Annotated in this window: 27 protein-coding genes; 17 read left to right on the top strand and 10 right to left on the bottom strand. The window is 54.3% G+C overall.

Features of this window, described 5'->3' with window-relative positions:
* Positions 1 to 71 precede the first annotated feature (71 nt).
* From aspS to ruvB, 6 genes are all read left to right on the top strand, one after another.
* Complete coding sequence (gene aspS, locus F3J30_RS03385) at positions 72 to 1,844, top strand: aspartate--tRNA ligase (protein ID WP_166715844.1); 1,773 nt, start codon at positions 72 to 74, stop codon at positions 1,842 to 1,844.
* 1 nt (position 1,845) lies between these two features.
* Positions 1,846 to 2,289 (top strand): dihydroneopterin triphosphate diphosphatase, encoded by a 444-nt coding sequence (gene nudB, locus F3J30_RS03380; protein ID WP_014070694.1) that lies wholly within the window; start codon positions 1,846 to 1,848, stop codon positions 2,287 to 2,289.
* Positions 2,290 to 2,316: 27 nt separating this feature from the next.
* Positions 2,317 to 3,057: a YebC/PmpR family DNA-binding transcriptional regulator gene (locus F3J30_RS03375; protein WP_014070693.1), complete on the top strand. Its 741-nt coding sequence runs from the start codon at positions 2,317 to 2,319 to the stop codon at positions 3,055 to 3,057.
* A 34-nt stretch (positions 3,058 to 3,091) separates the two neighbouring features.
* The gene (gene ruvC, locus F3J30_RS03370) at positions 3,092 to 3,613 is read left to right on the top strand and encodes a crossover junction endodeoxyribonuclease RuvC (RefSeq protein WP_166715842.1); all 522 of its coding nucleotides are present in this window, start codon (positions 3,092 to 3,094) and stop codon (positions 3,611 to 3,613) included.
* Positions 3,614 to 3,692: 79 nt separating this feature from the next.
* Entirely contained in the window at positions 3,693 to 4,304 is a 612-nt protein-coding gene (gene ruvA, locus F3J30_RS03365; RefSeq protein WP_014070691.1) for a Holliday junction branch migration protein RuvA, read from the top strand.
* 8 nt (positions 4,305 to 4,312) lie between these two features.
* Positions 4,313 to 5,323, top strand: coding sequence for a Holliday junction branch migration DNA helicase RuvB (ruvB, locus tag F3J30_RS03360; protein ID WP_014070690.1), 1,011 nt, complete (start codon positions 4,313 to 4,315; stop codon positions 5,321 to 5,323).
* A gap of 75 nt (positions 5,324 to 5,398) precedes the next feature.
* Here the strand turns inward: ruvB and znuB are convergent, their stop codons facing one another.
* Positions 5,399 to 6,184 (bottom strand): zinc ABC transporter permease subunit ZnuB, encoded by a 786-nt coding sequence (gene znuB, locus F3J30_RS03355; protein ID WP_166715839.1) that lies wholly within the window; start codon positions 6,182 to 6,184, stop codon positions 5,399 to 5,401.
* On the bottom strand, positions 6,181 to 6,936 hold the full coding sequence (znuC, locus tag F3J30_RS03350; protein ID WP_166715837.1) for a zinc ABC transporter ATP-binding protein ZnuC: 756 nt from the start codon (positions 6,934 to 6,936) through the stop codon (positions 6,181 to 6,183). Before znuC ends, znuB begins: the two co-directional genes overlap by 4 nt.
* A 77-nt stretch (positions 6,937 to 7,013) precedes the next feature.
* On the opposite strand from znuC, the gene znuA reads away from it, so the two are divergent.
* The 3 genes from znuA (at position 7,014) to lpxM (ending at position 10,384) form a co-directional block, all read left to right on the top strand.
* Positions 7,014 to 7,958: a zinc ABC transporter substrate-binding protein ZnuA gene (znuA, locus tag F3J30_RS03345; protein WP_041162081.1), complete on the top strand. Its 945-nt coding sequence runs from the start codon at positions 7,014 to 7,016 to the stop codon at positions 7,956 to 7,958.
* Positions 7,959 to 7,973: 15 nt separating this feature from the next.
* On the top strand, positions 7,974 to 9,293 hold the full coding sequence (gene mepM, locus F3J30_RS03340; protein ID WP_166715835.1) for a murein DD-endopeptidase MepM: 1,320 nt from the start codon (positions 7,974 to 7,976) through the stop codon (positions 9,291 to 9,293).
* A 119-nt stretch (positions 9,294 to 9,412) separates the two neighbouring features.
* Positions 9,413 to 10,384, top strand: coding sequence for a lauroyl-Kdo(2)-lipid IV(A) myristoyltransferase (lpxM, locus tag F3J30_RS03335; RefSeq protein ID WP_166715833.1), 972 nt, complete (start codon positions 9,413 to 9,415; stop codon positions 10,382 to 10,384).
* Between the two features lie 45 nt (positions 10,385 to 10,429).
* Here the strand turns inward: lpxM and pyk are convergent, their stop codons facing one another.
* Together pyk and F3J30_RS03325 are read right to left on the bottom strand one after the other, a co-directional pair.
* Complete coding sequence (gene pyk / locus F3J30_RS03330) at positions 10,430 to 11,872, bottom strand: pyruvate kinase (protein WP_014070684.1); 1,443 nt, start codon at positions 11,870 to 11,872, stop codon at positions 10,430 to 10,432.
* Between the two features lie 123 nt (positions 11,873 to 11,995).
* The gene (locus F3J30_RS03325) at positions 11,996 to 12,865 is read right to left on the bottom strand and encodes a MurR/RpiR family transcriptional regulator (RefSeq protein WP_041162241.1); all 870 of its coding nucleotides are present in this window, start codon (positions 12,863 to 12,865) and stop codon (positions 11,996 to 11,998) included.
* 356 nt (positions 12,866 to 13,221) lie between these two features.
* Between F3J30_RS03325 and zwf the strand changes: the two genes are divergently transcribed.
* The 3 genes from zwf to kdgA all read left to right on the top strand — a co-directional run bounded on the left by zwf (position 13,222) and on the right by kdgA (position 17,422).
* Positions 13,222 to 14,697, top strand: a complete 1,476-nt coding sequence (gene zwf / locus F3J30_RS03320; RefSeq protein ID WP_014070682.1) for a glucose-6-phosphate dehydrogenase — start codon at positions 13,222 to 13,224, stop codon at positions 14,695 to 14,697.
* 234 nt (positions 14,698 to 14,931) lie between these two features.
* On the top strand, positions 14,932 to 16,743 hold the full coding sequence (edd, locus tag F3J30_RS03315; RefSeq protein WP_166715830.1) for a phosphogluconate dehydratase: 1,812 nt from the start codon (positions 14,932 to 14,934) through the stop codon (positions 16,741 to 16,743).
* 37 nt (positions 16,744 to 16,780) lie between these two features.
* Positions 16,781 to 17,422 carry a bifunctional 4-hydroxy-2-oxoglutarate aldolase/2-dehydro-3-deoxy-phosphogluconate aldolase gene (gene kdgA, locus F3J30_RS03310; RefSeq protein WP_014070680.1) on the top strand — a complete coding sequence of 214 codons (642 nt, stop codon included), beginning with the start codon at positions 16,781 to 16,783 and terminating at the stop codon, positions 17,420 to 17,422.
* 60 nt (positions 17,423 to 17,482) lie between these two features.
* On the opposite strand, the gene purT is transcribed toward kdgA, so the two are convergent.
* The gene (gene purT, locus F3J30_RS03305; RefSeq protein ID WP_166715828.1) at positions 17,483 to 18,661 is read right to left on the bottom strand and encodes a formate-dependent phosphoribosylglycinamide formyltransferase; all 1,179 of its coding nucleotides are present in this window, start codon (positions 18,659 to 18,661) and stop codon (positions 17,483 to 17,485) included.
* Between the two features lie 198 nt (positions 18,662 to 18,859).
* On the opposite strand from purT, the gene ptrB reads away from it, so the two are divergent.
* Complete coding sequence (ptrB, locus tag F3J30_RS03300; RefSeq protein ID WP_166715826.1) at positions 18,860 to 20,920, top strand: oligopeptidase B; 2,061 nt, start codon at positions 18,860 to 18,862, stop codon at positions 20,918 to 20,920.
* Here the strand turns inward: ptrB and exoX are convergent.
* The 3 genes from exoX to F3J30_RS03285 all read right to left on the bottom strand — a co-directional run bounded on the left by exoX (position 20,917) and on the right by F3J30_RS03285 (position 22,594).
* The gene (gene exoX / locus F3J30_RS03295) at positions 20,917 to 21,579 is read right to left on the bottom strand and encodes an exodeoxyribonuclease X (RefSeq protein WP_166715824.1); all 663 of its coding nucleotides are present in this window, start codon (positions 21,577 to 21,579) and stop codon (positions 20,917 to 20,919) included. The two genes, ptrB and exoX, sit on opposite strands and share 4 nt — an antisense overlap.
* 24 nt (positions 21,580 to 21,603) lie before the next feature.
* Positions 21,604 to 22,254, bottom strand: a complete 651-nt coding sequence (locus F3J30_RS03290) for a carbon-nitrogen hydrolase family protein (protein WP_166715822.1) — start codon at positions 22,252 to 22,254, stop codon at positions 21,604 to 21,606.
* Positions 22,255 to 22,363: 109 nt separating this feature from the next.
* Positions 22,364 to 22,594: a DNA polymerase III subunit theta gene (locus F3J30_RS03285; protein WP_013096102.1), complete on the bottom strand. Its 231-nt coding sequence runs from the start codon at positions 22,592 to 22,594 to the stop codon at positions 22,364 to 22,366.
* Between the two features lie 138 nt (positions 22,595 to 22,732).
* Here F3J30_RS03285 and yobA point away from each other — a divergent pair, with 138 nt between their 5' ends.
* The 3 genes from yobA to F3J30_RS03270 are packed head-to-tail and all read left to right on the top strand — an operon-like array spanning position 22,733 to position 24,331.
* Entirely contained in the window at positions 22,733 to 23,107 is a 375-nt protein-coding gene (gene yobA, locus F3J30_RS03280; protein WP_166715820.1) for a CopC domain-containing protein YobA, read from the top strand.
* Position 23,108: 1 nt separating this feature from the next.
* Positions 23,109 to 23,978, top strand: a complete 870-nt coding sequence (gene copD, locus F3J30_RS03275) for a copper homeostasis membrane protein CopD (RefSeq protein ID WP_166715818.1) — start codon at positions 23,109 to 23,111, stop codon at positions 23,976 to 23,978.
* Positions 23,979 to 23,992: 14 nt separating this feature from the next.
* Entirely contained in the window at positions 23,993 to 24,331 is a 339-nt protein-coding gene (locus F3J30_RS03270; protein WP_014070673.1) for a YebY family protein, read from the top strand.
* 482 nt (positions 24,332 to 24,813) lie between these two features.
* On the opposite strand, the gene F3J30_RS03265 is transcribed toward F3J30_RS03270, so the two are convergent.
* Positions 24,814 to 25,755 carry a VirK/YbjX family protein gene (locus F3J30_RS03265; RefSeq protein ID WP_014070672.1) on the bottom strand — a complete coding sequence of 314 codons (942 nt, stop codon included), beginning with the start codon at positions 25,753 to 25,755 and terminating at the stop codon, positions 24,814 to 24,816.
* Between the two features lie 179 nt (positions 25,756 to 25,934).
* Here F3J30_RS03265 and pphA point away from each other — a divergent pair, with 179 nt between their 5' ends.
* Positions 25,935 to 26,579, top strand: coding sequence for a protein-serine/threonine phosphatase (gene pphA, locus F3J30_RS03260; RefSeq protein WP_166715816.1), 645 nt, complete (start codon positions 25,935 to 25,937; stop codon positions 26,577 to 26,579).
* Between the two features lie 38 nt (positions 26,580 to 26,617).
* Here pphA and F3J30_RS03255 read toward each other — a convergent pair whose 3' ends face one another.
* The gene (locus F3J30_RS03255) at positions 26,618 to 26,857 is read right to left on the bottom strand and encodes a YebV family protein (RefSeq protein ID WP_014070670.1); all 240 of its coding nucleotides are present in this window, start codon (positions 26,855 to 26,857) and stop codon (positions 26,618 to 26,620) included.
* Positions 26,858 to 26,865: the final 8 nt, after the last annotated feature.

The raw sequence follows: 26,865 nt of genomic DNA, 5'->3' as shown, positions 1-26,865 counted from the left end.
CAGTTAAAGCTGCGACAACGTAGCCTGATTTAAAGGCGACAAACAGCCTGCGGCTAATTAAGGGATATCTCATGCGTACAGAATATTGCGGGCAGCTGCGTCAGTCCCACGTCGGGCAGCAGGTTACCCTGTGTGGTTGGGTCAACCGTCGTCGTGATCTTGGTAGCCTTATCTTCATCGATATGCGCGACCGCGAAGGTATCGTTCAGGTGTTCTTCGATCCAGATCGCGCCGAGGCGTTGAAACTGGCTTCTGAGCTGCGTAATGAGTTCTGCATTCAGGTCACCGGCACCGTTCGTGCGCGTGACGAGAAAAATATCAACGCAGACATGGCGACCGGCGCAATCGAAGTGCTGGCGTCTGACCTGGTTATCATCAACCGTGCAGAAGCGCTGCCGCTGGACTCCAACCACGTCAACACCGAAGAAGCACGTCTGAAGTACCGCTATCTTGATCTGCGTCGCCCGGAAATGGCTCAGCGCCTGAAAACGCGCGCGAAGATCACAAGCCTGGTGCGCCGCTTTATGGACGACCACGGTTTCCTCGATATCGAAACCCCGATGCTGACCAAAGCCACGCCAGAAGGCGCGCGCGATTATCTGGTCCCGTCCCGCGTTCATAAAGGCAAATTCTACGCGCTGCCGCAGTCACCACAGCTGTTCAAACAGCTGCTGATGATGTCCGGCTTCGACCGTTACTACCAGATTGTTAAGTGCTTCCGTGACGAAGACCTGCGTGCTGACCGTCAGCCAGAATTTACCCAGATCGACGTAGAAACCTCCTTCATGACCGCCGAGCAGGTGCGTGAAGTGATGGAAGCGCTGGTACGTAGCCTGTGGAACGATGTGAAAGGCGTTGAATTGGGCGATTTCCCAATCATGACCTTCGCCGAAGCCGAGCGTCGCTACGGTTCTGATAAACCAGACCTGCGTAACCCGATGGAGCTGGTGGACGTGGCAGATCTGGTGAAAGCCGTTGAGTTTGCGGTGTTCTCTGGCCCGGCTAACGATCCGAAAGGCCGCGTTGCCGCCCTGCGTGTACCAGGTGGCGCAAGCCTGAGCCGTAAGCAGATTGACGATTACGGCAACTTCATCAAGATCTACGGTGCGAAAGGTCTGGCCTATATTAAGGTTACCGAGCGTGCAAAAGGTCTGGAAGGCATCACCAGCCCGGTCGCTAAATTCCTGAACGCAGAGATCGTGGAAGCCATCCTTGAGCGCACTGGCGCACAGGACGGCGACATGATCTTCTTCGGTGCAGACAACAAAAAAGTCGTTGCCGATGCGATGGGCGCGCTGCGTCTGAAGCTGGGCAAAGACCTGAACCTGACCGACGAAACCAAATGGGCACCGCTCTGGGTTATCGACTTCCCGATGTTTGAAGACGACGGTGAAGGCGGCCTGACGGCGATGCACCACCCGTTCACCTCGCCAAAAGACATGAGCGCGGCAGAGCTGAAAGCAGCACCGGAAGATGCTGTGGCGAACGCCTACGACATGGTGATCAACGGCTACGAAGTGGGCGGCGGTTCCGTACGTATTCACAGCGGCGAAATGCAGCAGACCGTATTCGGTATTCTGGGCATTAACGAGCAAGAGCAGCGCGAGAAGTTCGGCTTCCTGCTGGATGCCCTGAAATACGGCACGCCTCCGCACGCGGGTCTGGCATTCGGTCTTGACCGTCTGACCATGCTGCTGACCGGTACCGACAACATCCGTGATGTTATCGCCTTCCCGAAAACGACTGCCGCGGCGTGTCTGATGACGGAAGCACCAAGCTTTGCCAACCCGGCCTCTCTGGCTGAACTGGGCATTGACGTGGTGAAAAAGGAAGAGAAAAACTGATATGACATATAAGCTCCCCGTTTCTGTCTTAGTTGTCATTTATGCCCAGGACACGAAGCGGGTGCTGATGTTGCAGCGGCGCGACGATCCTGATTTCTGGCAGTCGGTTACCGGCAGCCTGGAAGAGGGTGAAACTGCGCCGCAGGCCGCCGCGCGCGAAGTAAAGGAAGAGGTCGCCATTGATGTTGCTTGCGAGCAACTGACCCTGAAGGACTGTCAGCGCACGGTGGAGTTTGAAATTTTTAGCCATTTACGTCATCGCTATGCTCCGGATATCGAGCGCAATACGGAATCGTGGTTCTGTCTCGCGCTCCCCCATGAACGGGAGATCGTGTTCACTGAGCACCTGAGCTACCGCTGGGTGGATGCGGTGGATGCCGCCGCACTGACCAAGTCGTGGAGCAACCGGCAGGCGATTGAAGAATTTGTAATTAACGCTGCCTGAGAAGGCGCGATTTTCGAGGATATTTCTATGGCAGGTCATAGTAAGTGGGCCAACACCAAACACCGCAAAGCGGCACAGGATGCTAAACGCGGTAAGATCTTTACCAAAATCATTCGTGAGCTGGTAACAGCAGCACGTCTGGGCGGCGGCGATGCGGGTTCTAACCCACGTCTGCGTGCGGCGATTGATAAAGCACTGTCTAACAACATGACGCGTGACACCCTGAACCGTGCAATCGCGCGTGGCGTGGGCGGTGATGACGACGCGAACATGGAAACCATCATTTATGAAGGTTACGGCCCTGGCGGTACTGCGGTCATGGTTGAGTGTCTGTCTGACAACCGTAACCGTACCGTTGCCGAAGTGCGCCACGCGTTCACCAAAACCGGTGGCAACCTGGGTACTGATGGCTCCGTCGCTTACCTGTTCAGCAAAAAAGGCGTGATTTCTTTCGAGAAAGGCGACGAAGATGTGATCATGGAAGCGGCGCTGGAAGCCGGTGCTGAAGACGTTGTGACCTTCGATGACGGTGCTATCGACGTGTACACCGCGTGGGAAGAGATGGGTGCGGTGCGTGATGCGCTGGAAGCGGCGGGTCTGAAAGCAGACAATGCTGAAGTGTCTATGATCCCGTCAACCAAAGCGGACATGGACGCAGAAACTGCGCCTAAACTGCTGCGTCTGATCGACATGCTCGAAGACTGCGACGATGTGCAGGAAGTGTACCACAACGGTGAAATCTCTGATGAGGTTGCAGCGACTCTCTGATGAGAGCGTTTAAACCGTTTACAGGAGGCGCGTGATGTCGATTATCCTCGGGATTGACCCCGGCTCACGCGTCACCGGTTATGGCGTTATCCGCCAGGTTGGACGCCAGTTAACCTACCTGGGCAGTGGCTGTATTCGCACCAAAGTAGACGATCTACCGTCACGTCTTAAGTTAATCTACGCAGGCGTGTCAGAGATTATCACCCAGTTTGAGCCTGACTATTTCGCTATCGAGCAGGTCTTTATGGCGAAAAACGCCGATTCGGCGCTGAAGCTTGGCCAGGCGCGCGGCGTGGCGATTGTTGCGGCCGTAAACCAGGATCTTCCGGTGTTCGAATACGCAGCAAGACAGGTTAAGCAGACGGTGGTAGGGAATGGTGGCGCGGAGAAAAGCCAGGTGCAGCACATGGTGCGTACGTTGTTGAAGCTCCCCGCAAACCCACAGGCCGATGCCGCCGATGCGCTGGCAATCGCCATAACCCACTGTCATGTCAGCCAGAACGCGATGCAAGTGAGCGATTCGCGGCTCAATCTGGCGCGAGGCAGGTTACGATAATGACAAATGAGGCTGGATGTTTATCCAGCCTTTTTTTATTATACCCGCAGTTAACTCTTCCAGAACGCAGGAGCGTCACGTGATAGGCAGACTCAGAGGCATCATCATTGAAAAACAACCCCCGTTAGTGCTGCTCGAAGCGGGAGGCGTAGGCTATGAAGTCCATATGCCAATGACCTGTTTCTATGAACTTCCTGACGCGGGTAAAGAAGCTATTGTTTTCACCCAGTTCGTTGTGCGTGAAGATGCGCAGCTGCTGTACGGTTTTAATAACAAGCAGGAACGCACCCTGTTCCGCGAGCTGATTAAAACCAACGGCGTCGGGCCAAAACTGGCACTGGCGATTTTATCCGGCATGTCTGCACAGCAGTTTGTGAATGCCGTCGAGCGCGAAGATCCGGTCGCGCTGATTAAACTGCCTGGCATCGGCAAGAAGACCGCAGAGCGCCTGATTGTGGAAATGAAAGACCGCTTTAAAGGCCTGCACGGCGATCTGTTTACGCCAGCGGCAGACCTGGTGTTGACATCGCCGGGTGCGCCAACGGCTGATGATGCTGAGCAGGAAGCGGTTGCTGCTCTGGTAGCGCTGGGCTATAAACCTCAGGAGGCCAGCCGTATGGTGAGCAAAATCGCCAAACCGGATGCCAGCAGTGAAACCCTGATTCGTGAAGCGCTGCGCGCTGCATTGTGAGGTAAAGGATGATTGAAGCAGACCGCCTGGTATCGGCAGGCACTATTCAGGCAGATGATGTGGTGGATCGCGCGATCCGCCCGAAGCTGCTTGATGAGTACATTGGCCAGCCGCAGGTACGTTCTCAGATGGAGATCTTCATCCAGGCGGCAAAACTGCGTGGCGATGCCCTCGATCATCTGCTGATTTTTGGCCCGCCGGGGCTAGGTAAAACCACGCTGGCAAATATCGTTGCCAATGAAATGGGCGTAAACCTGCGCACCACTTCCGGTCCGGTGCTGGAGAAAGCTGGCGACCTGGCGGCGATGCTGACCAACCTTGAACCGCATGATGTGCTGTTCATTGATGAGATTCACCGTCTGTCCCCGGTAGTGGAAGAGGTGCTCTACCCGGCGATGGAAGACTACCAGCTGGATATCATGATTGGTGAAGGTCCGGCTGCGCGCTCCATCAAAATCGACCTGCCGCCGTTTACGTTGATTGGCGCCACAACCCGCGCCGGTTCGTTAACATCACCACTGCGTGACCGCTTCGGCATCGTGCAGCGTCTTGAGTTTTATCAGGTGCCTGATCTTCAGCATATTGTCAGCCGTAGTGCACGTTACATGGGGCTGGAGATGAGCGAGGAAGGAGCATTTGAAGTGGCAAAACGCTCTCGGGGCACACCGCGTATCGCCAACCGCCTGCTGCGCCGCGTGCGTGACTTCGCTGAGGTGAAGCATGATGGCAGCATCTCGGCAGACATTGCCGCACAGGCACTGGACATGCTGAACGTGGATGCCGAAGGCTTCGACTATATGGACCGTAAACTACTGCTGGCGGTGCTGGATAAATTCTTTGGCGGGCCGGTAGGGCTGGATAACCTGGCGGCGGCGATTGGTGAAGAGCGCGAAACCATCGAAGATGTGCTGGAGCCGTATCTTATCCAGCAGGGCTTTTTACAGCGCACCCCGCGTGGACGCATGGCGACGGTGCGGGCGTGGAATCATTTTGGGATCACCCCACCAGAGATGCCTTGATGTTTTTCCCTCTTCTGGCGGGAGAGGGCGTTATCTATTGTAGGCCCGGTAAGCGAAGCGCCACCGGGCAACACATCAACTCGCGGCTTTCTTCGTCATACTGAGGATAAACAGCACAGCCGCGCACAGCACCACTGACGGCCCCGCAGGCGTGTCGTAGAACGCCGAGAAGGTCAACCCACCTGTTACCGCAATCATCCCTACAATAACGGCCACGCCGGCCATTTGCTCTGGCGTACGGGCAAAACGACGGGCGGTTGCTGCCGGGATGATCAGCAGGGACGTAATAATCAACGCCCCGACGAACTTCATCGCCACACCAATGGTCAAGGCAGTCACCAGCATCAGAAGAAGCTTCACGCGCTGAAGCTTAACGCCATCGACGAATGCCAGATCCGGGCTAACGGTCATCGCCAGCAGGTTGCGCCACTGCCATAACAGAATCGCCAGTACTACCACCACTCCAATGGCGATAGAGATCAGGTCCTCCGGCGTCACGGCCAGCAGATCCCCAAACAGGTAGGCCATCAGGTCAACGCGAATATTCGACATCAGGCTTACGACGACCAGACCCAGTGACAACGCGCTGTGCGCCATAATGCCGAGCAGTGTATCAATGGCGAGGTGAGGGCGCTTTTCCAGCCACACCAGACCGGCGGCCAGCATCAGCGTTACCACGATCACCGCATAAAACGGGTTTACATTCAGCAGCAGACCAAAGGCAACGCCAAGCAGTGAAGCGTGCGCCAGCGTATCGCCGAAATAGGACATTCTGCGCCACACAACAAAAGATCCCAGCGGCCCTGCGGCGCAGGCAAGCATAATCCCGGCCAGCCAGCCGGGCAGTAACAGTTCAATCATGAGTGTCCATTTCCCCGACGCAGTACAATCCGTCCCTGCAAATCATGGCGATGATTGTGGTGATGGCGATAGATGCCAAGCTGTTCGGCTCCACGAGGGCCAAACATAGAGATAAATTCCGGGTGCATCGACACCACTTCCGGCGTACCGGAGCAGCAGATGTGGTGGTTCAGACACAGCACTTCGTCGGTTTTTGCCATCACCAGATGCAGGTCGTGAGAAACCATCAGCACCGCGCAGTCAAGCTCATGGCGAAGCTGATCAATCAAATCGTACAGCGCAACCTGGCCATTCACGTCAACACCCTGAGTCGGTTCATCGAGGACCAGCAGTTGCGGGCTACTCAGTAATGCGCGAGCCAGCAGAACACGCTGCGTTTCACCGCCAGAGAGCTTCTGTAAAGGGGCGTCGATCAGATGTCCGGCCTGCACGCGTTTCAGCGCCGGAAGGATATCGTCTTTACGCGTGCCCGGACGCAGCCGCAGGAAACGGCTCACCGTCAGTGGAAGGGTGGCGTCCAGGTGTAATTTTTGCGGCACATAGCCAATACGCAGTTTGGTATCACGTTTGATAACACCTTCATCGGGTGCTACCAGACCCAGAACCACGCGCACCAGGGTGGATTTCCCGGCACCATTAGGGCCGAGCAGTGTCAGTATTTTACCGGGTTTCAGTTCCAGCGAAACATCAGAAAGGACGCGGCGCTGACCGAATGACACCGAAATATTTTCGAGAGAAACCAAAGTCGTCATGTCAATTTAAGCTTGCAGAAGTCATCGAATGTTATAATATCACATTCCCCGAACTTATTACGATGAATAGTCGCATTATGTTACATAAAAATACGCTTCTTTTCGCAGCATTATCCGCTGCCCTTTGGGGTACAACAGCACAAGATGTTAACGCTGCCGTTGTCGCTTCGCTTAAACCCCTTGGCTTCATCGCCTCTGCCATTGCAGATGGCGTAACAGAGACCCAGGTTTTGCTCCCTGACGGTGCTTCTGAGCATGATTATTCCCTGCGCCCGTCTGATGTAAAACGCTTACAAAACGCGGACTTAGTCGTCTGGATTGGCCCGGAGATGGAAGCGTTCATGCAGAAGTCTGCCCAGCAGGTTCCGGCGCAAAAGCAGGTCACCATTGCGGACCTTGCAGGCGTGAAACCGTTACTCATGAAAGGGGCTGACGACGACGAGCACGAAAGTGAGCACAACCACGCTGAAGGTGAAAAAGGTGACGACCATCACCATCACGGCGAGTACAACATGCATCTTTGGCTTTCGCCAGAGATAGCGCGGCTTTCGGCGGTTGCAATCCATGACAAATTAGTGGAACTTATGCCGCAAAGTCGAGCCAAATTAGACGCCAACCTGAAGGATTTTGAGGCAAGTTTAGCCGCAACCGATAAACAGGTGGGTAACGAGCTCGCACCGCTGAAAGGCAAAGGGTATTTCGTTTTCCATGACGCTTATGGCTACTACGAAAAACACTACGGTTTGACCCCGCTCGGGCACTTTACCGTCAACCCTGAAATTCAGCCTGGTGCGCAGCGTTTACATGAAATCAGAACACAGTTGGTTGAGCAGAAAGCGACATGCGTTTTTGCTGAGCCACAGTTCAGGCCAGCGGTCGTAGAAGCCGTGGCCAGGGGAACATCCGTGCGCATGGGAACCCTTGACCCGCTAGGAACGAATATCCAGTTGAGCAAAGCGAGCTATTCGCAGTTCCTCAGCCAACTGGCGAACCAGTATGCGAGCTGCCTGAAAGGAGATTAACGAGGAAGTGAATACGTGCAACAGATAGCCCGCTCTGTCGCCCTGGCATTTAACAATCTGCCCCGGCCCCATCGCGTTATGCTGGGGTCGCTTACAGTTCTCACTCTGGCGGTCGCCGTATGGCGGCCCTATGTTTACCATCCGAGTTCTGCGCCCGTCATCAAAACCATCGAGCTTGAGAAGAGCGAAATCCGTTCTCTGTTGCCTGAGGCCAGCGAGCCTATCGATCAGGCGGCTCAGGAAGACGAAGCGATTCCTCAGGATGAACTGGACGACAAAACCGATACCGAAGCGGGTAACCACGAATACGTGGTATCCACCGGCGATACGCTCAGTAGCGTACTGAACCAGTATGGCATTGAACTGGGGGATATCAGCCAGCTCGCCGCCGCCGATAAAGACTTACGTAACCTCAAAATCGGCCAACAACTCTCCTGGACCCTAACCGCAGAAGGCGATTTAAAACGCCTGACATGGGAAGTTTCTCGCCGTGAAACCCGTACTTACGATCGCACTGCAAACGGTTTCAAAATGAGCAGTGAAATGCAGCAGGGCGACTGGGTTAACAGCGTGCTGAAAGGCACGGTAGGAGCGAGTTTCGTCGGCAGCGCGCGTGATGCGGGCCTGACCAGCGCGGAAATCAGCTCGGTGATCAAGGCGATGCAGTGGCAGATGGACTTCCGTAAGCTGAAGAAAGGCGATGAGTTCTCGGTGCTGATGTCCCGCGAGATGCTGGATGGAAAGCGCGAGCAAAGCCAGCTGGTGGGCGTGCGTCTGCGTTCTGATGGTAAAGATTACTACGCCATCCGTGCTGAAGACGGCAAGTTCTATGACCGTAACGGTACGGGTCTTGCGAAAGGCTTCCTGCGCTTCCCGACCGCGAAGCAGTTCCGTGTCTCCTCGAACTTTAACCCGCGCCGTCTGAACCCGGTTACCGGCCGCGTTGCGCCGCACCGTGGTGTTGACTTCGCCATGCCGCAGGGCACACCTGTGCTGGCGGTGGGTGATGGTGAAGTGGTGATGGCGAAACGCAGTGGTGCCGCAGGTTATTATGTTGCCGTGCGTCATGGTCGTACCTACACCACTCGTTACATGCACCTGCGTAAACTGCTGGTTCAGCCGGGGCAGAAGGTGAAACGTGGTGACCGTATCGCGCTTTCCGGTAATACCGGGCGTTCAACCGGGCCGCACCTGCACTATGAAGTGTGGATCAACCAGCAGGCGGTGAACCCGCTGACGGCGAAACTGCCGCGCACCGAAGGCCTGACCGGTAAAGATCGTACCGATTATCTGGCGCAGGTGAAAGAGGTGATGCCGCAACTGCGTTTTGATTAACCTCGTGTTTTGTAAAGCCGGTGCCTTCGCGCGCCGGCTTTTTCTTTTGTGCGTAAGCGCCAGCCTCGCTACACTATCCGCATTGTTCTTTATTTCGCGTCACCTTCCCTGGAATCAGCATGGAAACAAAAAAAAATAACATTGAGTACATTCCTGAGTTTGAGCCGTCGTTTCGCCATCCGTCCAACTGGGGTGCCTGGCTGGGTGTTTATGCGTTTGCCGGTATTGCACTGCTGCCGGCCTCTGTCCGCGATCCTATTCTCGGCAAGATAGGCCGCCTTGCCGGGCGGATGGGTAAAAGCGCCCGTCGGCGCGCGCAAATTAACCTCTACTATTGCTTCCCTGAGAAAAGCGACGCCGAGCGCGAAGCCATCATTGATGCGATGTACACCACGGCACCGCAGGCAATGGCGATGATGGCAGAACTGGCGCTGCGTGGGCCGGAGAAGCTGCTCAGCCGTGTTGACTGGAAAGGACTGGAAATCATTGAAGAGATGCGCCGCAATGACGAGAAGGTGATCTTCCTCGTTCCTCACGGCTGGGGCGTTGATATCCCGGCCATGCTTATGGCATCGCAAGGGCAGAAGATGGCTGCCATGTTCCATAATCAGGGGAATAAGATCTTTGATTATGTGTGGAACACCGTCCGCCGCCGTTTTGGTGGCCGCCTGCACGCGCGTAACGACGGTATCAAACCTTTTATTCAGTCTGTGCGTCAGGGCTACTGGGGATACTATCTGCCAGATCAGGACCACGGGCCTGAGCACAGCGAGTTTGTCGATTTCTTTGCCACTTACAAAGCTACGCTGCCGGCGATTGGCCGTCTGATGAAAGTCTGTCGCGCCCGCGTTATTCCGCTGTTCCCGGTTTATGACGGCAACACGCACCGTCTGAGCATTGAGGTGCGCCCGCCAATGGATGACCTGCTGACGGCAGACGATCACACCATTGCACGCCGGATGAATGAAGAGGTTGAGCTGCTGGTGGGGCCACATACGGAACAGTACACGTGGATACTCAAGCTGCTTAAAACGCGTAAGCCGGGCGAAAAAGAGCCCTATAAACGCAAAGAGCTTTTCCCGAAGAAATAAAAAAAGCCCCCTCCTTACGGAGGGGGCTTTTTAATAACACCGGGATTATTCGACGGTCATTACACGGGTGGTGTTGGTTGAACCCACGGTGCTCATCACGTCACCCTGAGTCACGATCACGATATCGCCGGAGACCAGGTAGCCTTTGTCGCGCAGCAGGTTAACGGCATCGTTCGCTGCGGCAACGCCATCGCTGGTGCTGTCGAAGTAAACCGGCGTCACACCACGATACAGCGCAGTCAGGTTCAGGGTGCGCTCATGACGGGACATAGCAAAGATTGGCAGCCCAGAGCTGATACGGGACGTCATCAGTGCGGTACGGCCAGATTCGGTCATGGTGATGATGGCGGTAACACCTTTCAGGTGGTTTGCCGCGTACATTGCGGACATCGCAATGGCTTCTTCTACGTTGTCGAACTGCACGTCCAGACGGTGTTTAGAAACGTTGATGCTTGGGATCTTCTCAGCGCCCAGGCACACGCGTGCCATGGCAGCAACGGTTTCAGCCGGGTACTGGCCTGCTGCGGTTTCAGCAGACAGCATGACCGCATCGGTACCATCCAGCACGGCGTTTGCCACGTCCATGACTTCTGCACGGGTTGGCATTGGGTTGGTGATCATTGACTCCATCATCTGGGTCGCAGTGATCACGGCGCGGTTCAGCTGACGCGCACGGCGGATCAGCGCTTTCTGGATACCGACCAGTTCCGGGTCGCCGATTTCAACGCCCAGGTCGCCACGGGCAACCATCACCACGTCGGAGGCCAGGATAACGTCATCCATAGCATCCTGATCGCAAACGGCTTCTGCACGCTCAACTTTAGCAACGATTTTCGCATCGCAGCCTGCATCACGCGCCAGACGGCGAGCGTAGTTCAGGTCTTCACCACAGCGTGGGAAGGAGACCGCCAGGTAATCCACACCAATCTGCGCGGCAGTAACGATGTCGGCTTTGTCTTTATCGGTCAGCGCTTCCGCAGAGAGGCCACCACCGAGTTTGTTAATGCCTTTGTTGTTCGACAGCGGGCCGCCCACGGTCACTTCGGTGAACACTTTCATGCCCTGGACTTCCAGCACTTTCAGCTGAACACGGCCATCGTCGAGCAGCAGAATGTCGCCAGGTACCACGTCAGCAGGCAGACCTTTATAGTCGATGCCCACTTTCTCTTTATCGCCTTCACCTTTGCTCAGGTTGGCATCCAGCAGGAACTTATCGCCAACATTGAGGAAAACTTTGCCTTCTTTAAAGGTTGATACACGGATTTTCGGCCCTTGCAGGTCACCGAGGATAGCAACATGGCGGCCCAGTTTAGCCGCGATCTCACGCACTTTATCTGCACGCAGTTTATGGTCTTCTGGCGTACCGTGAGAGAAGTTCATACGTACCACGTTGGCGCCTGCGGCGATAATTTTCTCGAGGTTATTATCGCGATCGGTAGCCGGGCCTAAGGTGGTTACGATCTTGGTTCTGCGAAGCCTTCTGGACATGTAATACTCCGTTGACTGAAACAATTTTGGTGTTGCGTGAACATTGAATCGGCGTTCTGCCTGCTGCAAGGCAACAGTGAACTGACCGAGTGCCGTAAATCGTTAAAACATCATTATTAACTATTAGGGAACATCGCTCTTTATGAGCAATTCTTTATCAAAACGCGATTCCTTGAGCGCTTCCTTGACCCGCTTCAAGTTATCTCTGAATTTTGCCCCACGACGTAAGGTAAAACCGGTCGCCAGTACGTCAATCACGGTGAGTTGCGCAAGACGTGACACCATTGGCATATACATGTCGGTGTCTTCCGGCACATCCAGAGTGATGGCGAGTGTCGCTTCTCGTGCCAGCGGCGTGCCTGCGGTTGTAAGCGCTATCACCATAGCATCATTATCTCGCGCCAGTTGGGCAAGTTCTACCTGGCTTTTGGTGCGTCCGGTATGCGAGATAAGAACCACCACATCATCTTCGCTACAATTCATACAGCTCATGCGTTGCAGCACAATGTCATCGGAATAAATGACCGGGACATTAAAGCGGAAGAATTTGTTCATGGCATCGTGAGCAACGGCTGCGGACGAGCCCAGACCGAAGAAGGCTATTTTCTTTGCCTGGGTCAGTAAATCGACCGCGCGATTAACAGACGTCATATCCAGCGACTGACGGACATGATCGAGCGTTGCCATAGCGGATTCAAATATTTTCGCGGTATAGGCATCAACGCTGTCGTCTTCATCCACATTGCGATTAACATACGGCGTACCGTTTGCCAGACTTTGTGCCAGATGCAGTTTAAAATCGGGGAAGCCACGCGTTTCAAGGCTTCGACAGAACCGGTTAACCGTCGGTTCGCTAACGCCCGATTCCTGTGCCAGAGCGGCGATGCTTGAATGAATCGCCTGAGCGGGGGAGGCGAGAATAACTTCAGCCACTTTTCGCTCGGATTTGCTAAGGTGTTCCAGTTGAAACTGGATTTTTTCCAGCATGTTCATCGTTAACCAGGCGCTCATGGGTGGAAACGATTTCATTGATTGATGAAATCATGATTCGATTTAGTCGATATTACCCCTCGGGCTTCCTTAAAGGGTAATGTACGACAAGAAATGTTGTTGTTTTTTTTCATTACTTGATCGCTGTCGGGTTTTGCAGTGACCGGGCAGTACAAAGATTCAACGGATCCAGCGTTTTTGCCGCGCCACAGGCGTTTGACGGGCGAAAAATCACGGTATCGCACGTGACGTTAAGCGCTAATGGTTTCGGGAATGACGTAAAAGCAGTACAGTGCATTGTAATAAAATTACAACGATACCTGGCAGAAGTACCAGGTTATCCAACTGAGGAGAATGACATGGCGGTAACGCAAACAGCCCAGGCATGTGACCTGGTCATTTTCGGCGCGAAAGGCGATCTTGCACGCCGGAAATTGCTGCCTTCCCTGTATCAACTGGAAAAAGCGGGCCAACTTCATCCGGATACCCGTATCCTGGGTGTCGGGCGCGCCGAATGGGACAAGGACGCTTATACCAAAGTCGTGCGTGAAGCACTCGAAACTTTCATGAAAGAGAAAATCGATGAAAGTTTGTGGGATACGCTGAGTGGACGCCTCGATTTCTGTAACCTGGATGTGAACGACGTTAGCGCGTTTTCCCGCCTGGGCAAGATGCTGGATCAGAAAAACCGCGTCACCATCAACTATTTCGCGATGCCGCCAAGCACCTTCGGTGCCATCTGCAAAGGTCTGGGCGAAGCAAAACTGAACGCTAAACCTGCACGCGTGGTGATGGAAAAACCGCTGGGGACATCCCTTGCGACCTCCCGCGAAATCAACGATCAGGTGGGTGAGTTCTTTGAAGAGTGCCAGGTTTACCGTATCGACCACTATCTCGGTAAAGAGACGGTACTGAATCTGCTGGCACTGCGTTTTGCTAACTCCCTGTTTGTGAACAACTGGGACAACCGTACTATCGATCACGTGGAAATTACCGTGGCCGAAGAGGTGGGCATCGAAGGGCGCTGGGGTTACTTTGACCAGGCCGGCCAGATGCGCGACATGATCCAGAACCACCTGCTGCAAATTCTGTGCATGATCGCCATGTCGCCTCCGTCTGACCTGACGGCTGACAGCATCCGCGATGCTAAAGTGAAAGTGCTGAAGTCTCTGCGCCGCATTGACCGTTCAAATGTGCGTGAGAAAACCGTTCGCGGCCAGTACACCGCAGGCTTTGCCCAGGGCAAAAAAGTGCCGGGCTATCTGGAAGAAGAGGGCGCGAACAAGGCCAGCAACACCGAGACCTTCGTGGCGATCCGCGTGGATATCGATGACTGGCGCTGGGCGGGTGTTCCATTCTACCTGCGCACCGGTAAACGTCTGCCAGCCAAATGCTCTGAAGTGGTGGTGTACTTTAAAAACCCTGAGCTGAACCTGTTCAAAGAGTCCTGGCAGGAGCTGCCGCAGAACAAGCTGACCATCCGTCTGCAACCGGACGAAGGTGTGGATATCCAGATCCTGAACAAAGTGCCAGGCCTGGATCACAAACACAACCTGCAAACCACCAAGCTAGATCTGAGCTACTCCGAAACCTTCAACGAAACGCACCTGGCGGATGCTTACGAGCGTCTGCTGCTGGAAACCATGCGTGGTATTCAGGCGCTGTTTGTACGTCGTGATGAAGTGGAAGAGGCGTGGAAATGGGTCGATTCCATTACCGAAGCCTGGGCTGCCGATCAGGACGCGCCAAAACCGTATCAGGCGGGCACCTGGGGACCTGTCGCCTCTGTGGCGATGATCACCCGTGATGGCCGCTCCTGGAACGAGTTTGAGTAGGATAATCCTCTAGCCCGAAGGTGTTATTTTACCGGTAACATGATCTAACACAGTTAGTGGCACAATTTTTAATCTTTTAAGCTCCGCGTGGATTTCCCCGCGGAGCTTTTTTTATTACACTGCCGGAAGCGATTTTGCCCCTGAGCTCCGGACACCAAGCGTTTCAGCGTTGTTAACAACTGCCAGAGACTTTGTAAACTCCCGAGCCCGGACAGATAAATTAGAGGAGCTTTTATGAATCCGACATTGTTACGCGTAACACAACGCATTATCGAGCGCTCAAAAGAGACGCGTTCTGCCTACCTCGCCCGTATTGAACAGGCCAAAAGCGACACCGTACATCGTTCACAACTGGCTTGCGGTAACCTGGCCCACGGCTTTGCTGCCTGCCAGCCGGGTGACAAAGACTCGCTGAAAAGCATGTTGCGTAACAATATCGCCATCATTACCTCCTACAACGATATGCTCTCGGCGCACCAGCCGTATGAGGTCTACCCGAATATCATTCGTCAAGCGCTGCACAGCGTTAATGCGGTGGGGCAGGTTGCGGGTGGCGTACCGGCCATGTGTGACGGTGTGACCCAGGGCCAGGATGGGATGGAGTTGTCCCTGCTGAGTCGTGAAGTGATTGCTATGTCTGCGGCGGTGGGGTTATCGCACAATATGTTCGATGGTGCGCTTTATCTGGGCGTGTGCGACAAAATTGTCCCGGGCCTGGTGATGGCGGCGCTCTCATTTGGTCATCTGCCTGCGATTTTTGTGCCGTCAGGCCCAATGGCAAGCGGCCTGCCAAACAAAGAAAAAGTGCGTATCCGCCAGCTGTATGCTGAAGGCAAAGCGGATCGCCAGGCGCTGCTGGAAGCGGAAGCCGCCTCCTATCATGCTCCGGGTACCTGTACCTTCTACGGCACGGCCAACACTAACCAGATGGTAGTGGAATTTATGGGGATGCAGCTTCCTGGCTCGTCCTTCATTCAGCCGGATGCACCCCTGCGTCAGGCACTGACCGAGGCCGCTGCCCGCCAGGTTACTCGCCTTACCGGAAACGGCAACGAGTGGATGCCGATGGGCAAAATGGTGGATGAAAAAGTGATCGTCAACGGGATTGTTGCTCTGCTGGCAACCGGTGGTTCTACCAACCACACGATGCACCTGGTAGCGATGGCTCGTGCGGCAGGCATTCTGATTAACTGGGATGATTTCTCTGACATCTCTGCCGTTGTCCCGCTGATGGCGCGTCTGTACCCGAATGGCCCGGCAGACATTAACCACTTCCAGGCGGCCGGTGGTGTACCGGTGCTGATGCGCGAACTGCTCAAAGGCGGCTTGCTGCATGAAGATGTGAATACGGTGGCAGGCTTTGGCTTGCAGCGTTACACCATGGAGCCGTGGCTGAACAATGGCGCGCTGGACTGGCGTGATGGAGCCACTGCATCCCTGGACGCACAGGTTATCGCGACCTTCGATACCCCGTTCTCCCGTCATGGTGGCACAAAAGTGCTGAGCGGCAACCTGGGGCGCGCGGTCATGAAAACCTCTGCTGTACCGGAAGAGAACCAGATTATCGAAGCTCCGGCTGTGGTATTTGAAAGCCAGCACGATGTTTTACCTGCCTTCGATGCCGGTCTTCTCGACAAGGATTGCGTGGTGGTTGTGCGTCATCAGGGGCCAAAAGCGAACGGGATGCCAGAATTACATAAACTTATGCCACCACTTGGTGTATTATTGGACCGCCGTTTCAAAATTGCGTTGGTTACCGATGGACGCCTCTCTGGTGCATCAGGTAAAGTGCCTTCTGCAATCCACGTGACACCCGAAGCGTACGATGGCGGGCTGCTGGCGAAAGTCCGTGACGGCGATATGATTCGCGTCAATGGCCAGACAGGCGAGTTAACCCTGCTGGTGGATGAGGCTGAACTTGCTGCCCGTAAACCGCATATTCCTGACCTGAGCGCATCGCGCGTGGGAACCGGACGCGAAATGTTCAGCGCGCTGCGCGAGAAACTCTCCGGCGCGGAACAGGGTGCGACCTGTATTACGTTTTAAGACGACCTGAATTATCGATCTGGCGAGAGAAACTCTGATGAAAAACTGGAAAACAAGTGCAGAAGCAATCCTGAAAACTGGCCCTGTCGTGCCGGTAATCGTGGTGAATAAGCTGGAACACGCCGTACCTATGGCAAAAGCGCTGGTTGCTGGCGGTGTGCGCGTGCTGGAAGTGACCCTGCGTACTGCCTGTGCAATGGACGCGATCCGCGCGATCGCCAAAGAAGTACCGGAAGCGATTATTGGTGCGGGCACAGTTCTGAACCCACAACAGCTGGCTGACGTGACTGAAGCAGGCGCGCAGTTCGCTATCAGCCCTGGCCTGACTGAGCCACTGCTGAAAGCCGCAACCGAAGGCACCATTCCGTTGATCCCGGGTATCAGCACCGTTTCTGAACTGATGCTGGGTATGGACTACGGTCTGAAAGAGTTCAAATTCTTCCCGGCTGAAGCGAACGGTGGCACCAAAGCGTTGCAGGCGATTGCTGGCCCATTCTCTCAGGTTCGTTTCTGCCCGACTGGCGGTATCTCTCCGGCCAACTACCGTGACTACCTGGCGCTGAAAAGCGTGCTGTGCATCGGCGGTTCATGGCTGGTTCCGGCGGATGCGCTGGAAGCGGGTGACTGGGATCGCATCACTAAACTGGCTCGCGAAGCGGTTGAAGGCGCGAAACAGTAAGTTTGCTTGCCGGGTGACCCGGTCTGCGAAATAAAAAACGGGCCTTTTGGCCCGTTTTTTTTATTCTGCGACGATAACATTCGCCGCGGCTGTTTTGGCTCTTGCCACGGCATCGTCCACGTTATCACCGGTGGCTAACGCCACGCCAAGACGGCGCGTGCCGTCGATTTCCGGCTTGCCAAACAGACGTACCTGCAACCCTGCGCCAACGGCACCGTCAACGTTATCAAACGTCACGTTCTGGCTGGTCAATTGCGGCAGGATCACCGCCGATGCCGCCGGGCCGTACTGACGAATGCCGCCAACAGGCAGGCCAAGGAAAGCGCGGACATGCAGGGCGAACTCAGAGAGATCCTGCGAAATCAGCGTCACCATCCCGGTATCGTGCGGGCGAGGGGAGACTTCGCTGAACACCACTTCATCGCCACAGACAAACAGCTCAACGCCGAACAGACCATAACCGCCCAGAGCCAGCACCACTTTGCGGGCGATCTCCTGCGCACGCTCCAGCGCCAGGGCACTCATCTGCTGAGGCTGCCAGGATTCACGATAATCGCCATCTTCCTGGCGATGGCCGATTGCTTCGCAGAAATGCACGCCGTCCACGGCGCTGACGGTCAGCAAGGTGATTTCGAAATCAAACTTCACCACGCCTTCAACAATTACGCGTCCGGCGCCTGCGCGGCCACCCTGTTGTGCGTAATCCCAGGCCTTGTCCAGCATGGCGCTGTCGCGAATGAAGCTTTGTCCTTTGCCGGAAGAACTCATCACCGGCTTAATGATGCACGGGTAGCCAATCTCTTCCACTGCACTGATAAAGGTCTCTTTGCTGTCGGCAAAACGGTAGCTGGAGGTTGGCAGGGCCAGCTCTTCTGCCGCCAGGCGGCGAATGCCTTCGCGATTCATGGTGAGCTTTGCCGCTTTTGCACAAGGCACAACGCGCTGGCCTTCATGCTCAAGCGCAATCAACGTATCGGTGGCAATGGCTTCGATTTCAGGCACCACAAAATCCGGTTTTTCTTGTGCAATCAGGGCGCGCAGGGCATCGCCATCCAGCATGTTTATAACATGTGAGCGATGGGCGACATGCATGGCAGGCGCATCGGCATAACGGTCAACCGCAATCACTTCCACACCTAAACGCTGGCACTCAATGGCGACTTCTTTACCCAGTTCACCCGAGCCCAGCAGCATTACGCGAGTGGCTGCCGGACGCAGCGCGGTTCCTAAACGAGTCATAATAATCCCCCTGAAAAAGTTGCGCGCAGTATAAACGAAAACGTTTGCGTCTGTCTTGTCTCTGGCCCGATGAGAGGGGTAAGAAATTGCGCTTTCTGATTTCAGGGCCAAGTGACGGAGCTGACGGCGATGTTTCGCTTGCATCGTGCGTGTGTTTTGCCAACCTTATAGGGTGTAAAACCAAAACGAATAAATAACATGTCACCAAAAGCCCGACGCGAGCCTCACGCCATTACCACACATGGCGATACACGCATAGACAACTATTACTGGCTACGGGACGATTCGCGTTCCCGCCTGGAGGTTCTCGACTATCTTCACCAGGAAAATGACTATGGCCGCAAGGTGATGGCCAGCCAGCAGGCGCTTCAGGATCGGTTATTAGCCGAAATGGTGGAGCGAATCCCGCAACGGGATATCTCCGCCCCCTGGACCAAAAATGGCTATCGCTATCGCCATATCTACGAGCCCGGCAACGAATACCCGGTGTATCAACGCCAGTCTGCCCTGAGCGCGGAATGGGATGACTGGGAAATCCTGCTGGATGCCAACCAGCGAGCAGCCCACAGCGAATTCTATACGCTGGGAGGGATGTCCATCTCCCCGGATAACGCCATTATGGCGCTGGCCGAGGATTATCTTTCGCGTCGGCAGTACGGCCTGCGTTTTCGTAATCTAGAAAGCGGGAACTGGTATCCCGAAATGCTCGACAATGTGTCACCGGATTTTGTCTGGGCGAATGATTCCGAAACGGTCTACTACGTAAAAAAACACGCGGTGACATTGCTGCCTTACCAGGTCTGGCGCCATACCATTGGGACATCCGCCGCTCAGGATGAGCTGGTGTATGAAGAGAAAGACGAAACCTTTTACGTCAGCCTGAGTAAAACCACGTCCCGTCATTATGTTGTTATCTCTCTTGCCAGTGCGACCACCTCAGAAGTGCTGCTGCTGGATGCGGAGCTTCCTGACGCGCAGCCTTTGTGCTTCCTGCCGCGTCGTAAAGATCATGAGTACAGCCTGGATCACTACCAGCACAGCTTTTACCTGCGCTCAAACCGCGAGGGGAAAAACTTCGGCCTTTATAAAACCAAAGTGCGCGACGAGCGGAAATGGGAGGTATTAATTCCTGCCCGCGAACAGGTGATGCTGGAAGGTTTTACGCTGTTCACTGACTGGCTGGTGGTGGAAGAGCGCCAGCGCGGGCTGACCAGCCTGCGGCAGATCAATCGTAAAACGCGGGAAGTGGTGGGGATTGCCTTTGATGATCCGGCCTATGTGACGTGGATTGGTTTCAACCCTGAACCGGAGTCGTCTCGTCTGCGCTATGGCTATTCGTCAATGACTACGCCGGACACACTGTTTGAGCTGGATATGGACACCGGGCAACGGCAGGTGCTGAAACAGGCTGCGGTTGCGGGTTTTGAGTCGGAAAATTATCGCAGCGAACACCTGTGGGTGAAAGCCCGGGATGGCGTGGAAGTGCCGGTATCGCTGGTATATCGGCCGGAACATTTTCGTAAGGGCAAAAATCCATTGCTGGTTTACGGTTACGGCTCGTATGGCGCCAGCATGGATGCCGATTTTAGCAGCAGCAGGCTCAGCCTCCTCGATCGTGGTTTCGTGTTTGCGATAGCCCATGTGCGTGGCGGCAGTGAGCTGGGCCATCACTGGTACGAAGAGGGGAAATTCCTCAGGAAGAAAAATACCTTCAATGACTATCTTGATGTCTGCGATGCGCTGATAGAGCAGGGCTATGGCGATCCGGGGCTCTGTTTCGGTATGGGGGGCAGTGCCGGGGGAATGCTGATGGGAGCGGTGATTAATGCGCGGCCAGAGCGATTTAAAGGCATTGTTGCCCAGGTGCCCTTTGTTGATGTCCTAACCACGATGCTGGATGAATCCATCCCCCTGACGACCGGCGAATTTGAGGAGTGGGGCAATCCGCAGGACGAAACCTATTACCGCTACATGAAAGAGTACAGCCCTTACGACAACGTGGAGGCCAAAGCCTATCCGCATCTGCTGGTGACCACCGGGTTACATGACTCGCAGGTACAATACTGGGAGCCGGCAAAATGGGTCGCCAAACTGCGCGAGTTAAAAACCGACGATAATCTGTTGTTGCTCTGCACGGACATGGATTCCGGCCACGGGGGTAAATCGGGGCGTTTTAAATCCTACGAAGGGGTCGCGCTGGAGTACGCTTTTTTGATTGGCCTGGCGCAGGATACGCTGCCAGGCCGTGTCGGGAATTAAGATTCGCCCAGATAGTGCCGGAGGGTTAAACGAAGTTCCGGGCTCATTCTGTCGAGGTTGTTGTACAGCCAGCGCAGATAGCCCGGATCCTTGTCGGCAACTTCAGACACCGCTTTTCCGCGGTATTTGCCGAACGTAAAGGTCGTCAACAGTGCCGGGCGCCCGGTTATGGTTGCCATATCATCCGGCGTCCACCCCGAGGTATTCATAATATCGATGAGCAGTGCCGCGGTGATATAGCAATCATACAGGGCACGGTGATGGTGTAGCCCTTCAGGGGTTCTCACGCTCAGCTTGCGCGATTTGTAGAGCGCCATATTGCTGTATTTGATCCCCGGCCATAAGCGGCGGGCCAGCTTCATGGTACAGATCCACTCACCGGGCATTTCCGGCAACACGCGGCGGTCAAAACTGGCGTTATGCGCCACGTACCACATGCTGCCGAAATAGTGGGGGATGACCTCTTCGATCCAGGGCTTATCCGCCACCATCGATTCAGTAATGCGGTGAATGGCCATCGCCTGCGGGCTAATCGGACGATCGGGACGCACCAGGTGACTCATGGGATTGACTATTTTACCGTCAACCACGTCAACAGAGGCCACTTCCACAATTCCGCCCTGAAGATCGCAAGTTTCGGTGTCGATTACGCGCAGCATTGATCGCTCCTGACCCTAAAACGCTTAGCCTAAAGGAATGATATCGCCTTGCCAACCCTGTCTTCCCCGGGAGCCAGTCAATAACAGCTCACCTTTATCAGCCCGGACGATGAGTTGTCCTCTTTCATCCCACAGCGCGCTGCCGTTGCGGGCATTCGCCATCAACACGGCAATCGAATATTTGTGGGCAAATCGCTGTAAGGTACTAATAGACTGACGCCAGCGGTGATCGCCTACATCCTGGCTGCTGGTTAATAATGCGGCCAGTGGGTCGAGGTTTGGCGTGTCAGAGTGGGTGTCTATGATCGTGAGTTGCGTATCATCGCGGGTAAGGCTCGCGCTGCTTCCCTGCGGATAACGCAGAGCGGTATCGCAGCACGGGCTAAACAGGGCTAGTCCTTTCTGGCGCTGACCCTGGTTTTCCAGCGTGATCCCGGCGATAACGGTAATACGGTATATTTGGCTAGCCCGAAGAAGAGGCTCCAGCTGGCGATCGCTGGGTGGGGCTGGCAGAACCTCATCACCCGGGCCGGTTAACGAAAGCTCAGGGAAAACCAGCAAATCGCACTGCTGTCGTGCGGCTTCGGCAATGAAGCGTAAATGGTGCTCAACGTGCGCATCCACGCAGTGATGCTGGCGGGCATACTGAGCGGCAGCAATATTCCATCGTGACATCGTGACATCCTTATACACAGAGTCGCAGACTTTAAGAATACACCTTAAAACATCAGGGTTTTCTTATCCTGCCATAATCCGTGTAAGGAAATGTATCACGTCGTTAAGGTTACTTAACTTTAGGTTCGTAGGGTAAACGCGAAAGATTAACTGAGGCAAGACGGTGGGCAATGAGGCGCTCGCGGAACCAGTCGCGCAGGTGTGCAGGCTGTTCACGTTCGACAACTTCGGCCACGATAGGCATGTTGTAACGCTCTTTAAATGCCACGCCAGCGGCAGCGAGATCGACATTCACTTTGTCCATCTCGTCCTGAGGAAGGGCGGCCAGATTGATCTTCATTTCCTTCTCCTTTTTTTTGCGGCGGCAACGTTACCGCGATTGCACGGCGTTGACAAGCAGGCGCAGGATGATCCTCGACTCGTTTATTATACAGAGTTATCCTCTGTCATGTAGACATAACAAAAAGGAATGATTGCGATGGTTTTTTCCTCGACCCGCGCGGTTTGCGCGTTAACCTTTCTGATTGCTTCGGTGGCAACACCTTCTGTCCTGGCGCACGCGCATCTTAAACAGCAAACCCCGGCGGCAGACGCCGTGGTCGCAACGGCACCACAGGCGTTAACCCTACATTTTTCAGAGGGCATTGAACCTGCTTTCAGCGGAGTAACCGTGACAGGGGAGCAGCAGCAAACGGTCAAAACAGGCGCGGTTAAGCGTGATGAGAAAGACAAAACGCAGCTGATTGTGCCCTTAGACCAAACGCTGGCGACGGGGACGTATCTCGTCGAATGGCATGTGGTTTCTGTGGATGGCCACAAAACCAAAGGCAGCTATCGTTTCAGCGTGAAATAACATGTTGGCGTTAAGCTACGTTGTTCTGCGTTTTATCCACTTCGGCGCGCTGATGCTGATTTTCGGCAATGCGTTGTACAGCGCATGGCTCGCGCCTTTTTCGCTGCACCGGCTAATGACGCGGCGTTTTCAGCAACAGCAAAAAGTCATGGCAGTAGTTAGCCTTCTGTCGGCGCTCCTGATGTTTGGTCTTCAGGGTGGGTTGATGGGTAATGGCTGGAGTGACGTGTGGCGCCCGGAGATCTGGAGTACGGTGGCCTCGACGCAGTATGGTAGCGTCTGGATGTGGCAGATAATTCTGGCATTAATCACCACCGCAACTGCCTGGATTGCGCCGCAGAAAGGGGCGCGATTACTGTTGCTGGCGATGGGGCAATTTTTCCTGCTGGCGGGCGTCGGACACGCTGCGATGAATGAAGGCATTGCCGGAGGCGTGCAGCGTGTGAACCATGCAGTGCACCTGCTGTGCGCTGCAACCTGGCTCGGCGGATTGCTGCCACTGCTGTTTTGTATGCAGCTGGCCAAAGGCCGTTGGCACGTTGCCGCCATCTACACCATGATGCGTTTTTCCTGCGTGGGACATTATGCGGTGGCAGGCGTCATTTTTACCGGGGTAATCAATGCGCTGTTTATCCTTGGCCTAAATGTTCCCTGGGACACGCGCTACGGACAACTTTTGTTGTTCAAATGTGCGCTGGTGGCAATGATGGTGGTAATTGCGCTGACGAATCGGTATTTTCTGGTTCCACGATTTCGACCGGATGCCGGACGAGAACAACAGATTTTTATCAGGATGACACAGGCAGAGGTTGTGCTGGGGGCGCTGGTGCTGGCAACGGTCAGTCTTTTCGCCACCTGGGAACCCTTCTGAGAAGGTTAAAACATATGAAAAAGACACTACTTTCGCTCTTACTGCTGGCCAGCGCCGGAAATGCACTGGCGGCGCAGCAGGTGATCACGGTCAGCCGTTTTGAAGTGGGTAAAGAGAAATGGGCGTTCGATCGTGAAGAGGTGATGCTGACCTGCCGTCCTGGTCATGCTCTGTATGCCATTAACCCAAGCACTCTGGTGCAATACCCGCTTAATGATATTGCGGAGCAACAGGTCGCCAGCGGCAAAAGCAGCGGGAAACCCATCAGCGTGATCCAGATTGATGATCCGGCAAATCCCGGCCACAAAATGAGCCTGGCACCGTTTATCGAGCGAGCCGACAAGCTCTGCTAGCATTCTGGTTTCCAATAAAAAACCGCAGGCGCTTGCGAGAGCTCTGCGGTTTTTTTAGTTTTTATGATGGCGATGCGCTTTTTTTCAGGCCACTTTTACCGTGGACTGGAAAACCTGGCGCTCTCATCTATTCTTAAAAGGCAAGGCGATTTTAGCCTGCATTAATGCCAACTTTTAGCGCACGGCTCTCTCCCAAGAGCCATTTCCCTGGACCGAATACAGGAATCGTATTCGGTCTCTTTTTATGTGCTTGTTTTTTCAAAGTGATTACCGGTGTTAACCCGGAACCACCTGAAAACTTCTCGAATTTTCCATATCCTGTCTAAACCATAACATACTCTGCACCGCGTTCGTCCAGGTATTTTTGTCATTGTTACATTTTCGTGTTTGAGCGATCTGGTGAATGGATGTGGGGCGAGGGCGATACAAAAATGCCGCCCGAAAGCGGCATATCCTGCACCGGGTTTATACCCGTTTCAGGCTTAAAAGCGTGATTTTACTGACGCTTCAATTTCGTCGAGCAGTTCAAAACGGCGGCGGTATTCAGCACGTTTTTTACTGGCAATCTCTTCCAGGGATTTACGTTCCATCTGCAAAGGTAACTGCCAGCGGAAGGTGGACAGTTTTTTGCCGTCGATAGACTCCCAGAACTCATCGTAGCTGGCGTGGAAATGGCGGCCTTTGCTCAGACGATAACGCAATGCACGGAAGATGTGGCCTTCATCGCTGACGGCGTAAATGGCTTTGATGCCGGAAAGTGTTGCCAGCTGGAACAGCACTTCCATCAGTACGCGTTTCGGGAACAGGCCATGACAGGCGCGGGTGGCTTGTTTAATCACGTCACGAGACACGCTGCGACGCGGGCCTTGCAGACCGCCAATCACCAGCACCGGCTGGCCGTTTTCACGGGCAACACAGAACGTCAGGCTCGCGAGCAGGGTATTTTCGTTATCACGCAGCCACAACGTACATTCACCCTCACGTTCCGCTTTGCTGGCATTCATGGCGTTGACGTTATAACTGACGCCTTCTTTAGCATGAAATTCAACAATCGACTGTTCCTGCGGGCCCGTTAAGGCCTTGACCAGGCTGGCGTCTTTCAGTGAATCGATCCACTCATAGTGGCTGACGATGGCTTCAGCACGATCGTTGGCATTCATGCCGCGCATCAGATACTGACGGTGAGTTTTGCTCGGCAAGGTGATTTGTGAGGCCAGAAGCTGATCAAAATCGTCACGACGAGACAGCGCTTCCAGCATCCGGTGAGTTGAAGACCAGAACAGCAGCGAGCGCAGAAGAAACTTCAGTCGATACTCGCGTTTTTGCCAGATTGGGCCTGGGACGAGTTTACCTTTCACCAGATCGGAAATAATAGTTGCGCGATGAGAATGTGCTACATCGTTTTGCAGGCGCGAATTTGACACGTGAGAACCTCAGATTTTATGCATTGCATATTTTAGGGGGCATGCAAAAGTGGATTAATACTGGTGAGAGATTTATTTGTCCTTAGTTTACTGTTTGTTTAGCTTTATGAAAAGGTACATCACCCTGGCCGCTCCGTATGGACTTTTATGTTGCGACTATACTCCTTTGAGGAGGCGTTATGTATCAACGAATCGATGGTTCACAGTGGCGTCATGTCTGGGTTGTCAGCGATATACATGGTTGCTATCAATGGCTTATGGACGAACTTAAACGTCGGCATTTTAATCCCTATGAGGATCTACTCATCTCAGTTGGGGATTTAATCGACCGTGGGCCGGACAGTGTCAGTTGCCTCGCTCTAATGAACGAAAAATGGTTTCGCGCGGTACGGGGTAATCATGAACAAATGGCTCTCGATAGCCTTCAGGATAATGATTTCGCACTCTGGACGATGAATGGCGGCATATGGTTTGCCAGGCTTGAGAGCGGGGAGCAAAAACGGGCGCTGGCGCTGCTTGAGGAGTGTCGAAAGTTACCGCTGATTATTGAAATCACCTGTGCAAACGGTCTCAACGTAATTGCCCATGCAGACTACCCCTCAGAAGAGTATGCCTGGAACAAACCCGTCAGCGAGCAGCGGGTCTTGTGGGACCGTAATCGCTTAATGGGGTTTATGGCGGGTAAAGGGCAGGGGATTCGCGGTGCGGATCACTTCTGGTTTGGGCATACGCCACTCGATAAACGCTATGATTTTAATAACCTGCACTATATCGATACCGGTGCAGTCTTTGACGGGTATTTTACGCTGGCGCAGTTACAGTAACGCATAAATAACCCGCCTTCGGGCGGGTTCTCTTTAGGTCAGACAAGCCGCATGACCCAGGCATCGGAATTACGATCGTAGTGCTCACGGTAAAGAACAGAGTGTTCGCCATCAAGAATTGCAGGAATGCTGATATCGGCATCCCAGGCATCCAGTTGCATACATAAATCCGGGTCGGATTTGCAGGGAATACTTAACGTTCGGTCGCCTTGTGTTTCGCCGCGCAATTCTGCATCGTCGATTTCAAAAGCGCCAATACGCACGCTGGTTTTCGTCATAATGCTCT

The sequence above is a fragment of the Enterobacter sp. Tr-810 genome, assembly GCF_011752765.1.
Taxonomy (GTDB): domain Bacteria; phylum Pseudomonadota; class Gammaproteobacteria; order Enterobacterales; family Enterobacteriaceae; genus Enterobacter; species Enterobacter soli.
The sequence above is the reverse complement of the archived record's forward strand: the minus strand, read 5'-3'. Positions and strand labels throughout refer to the sequence as shown.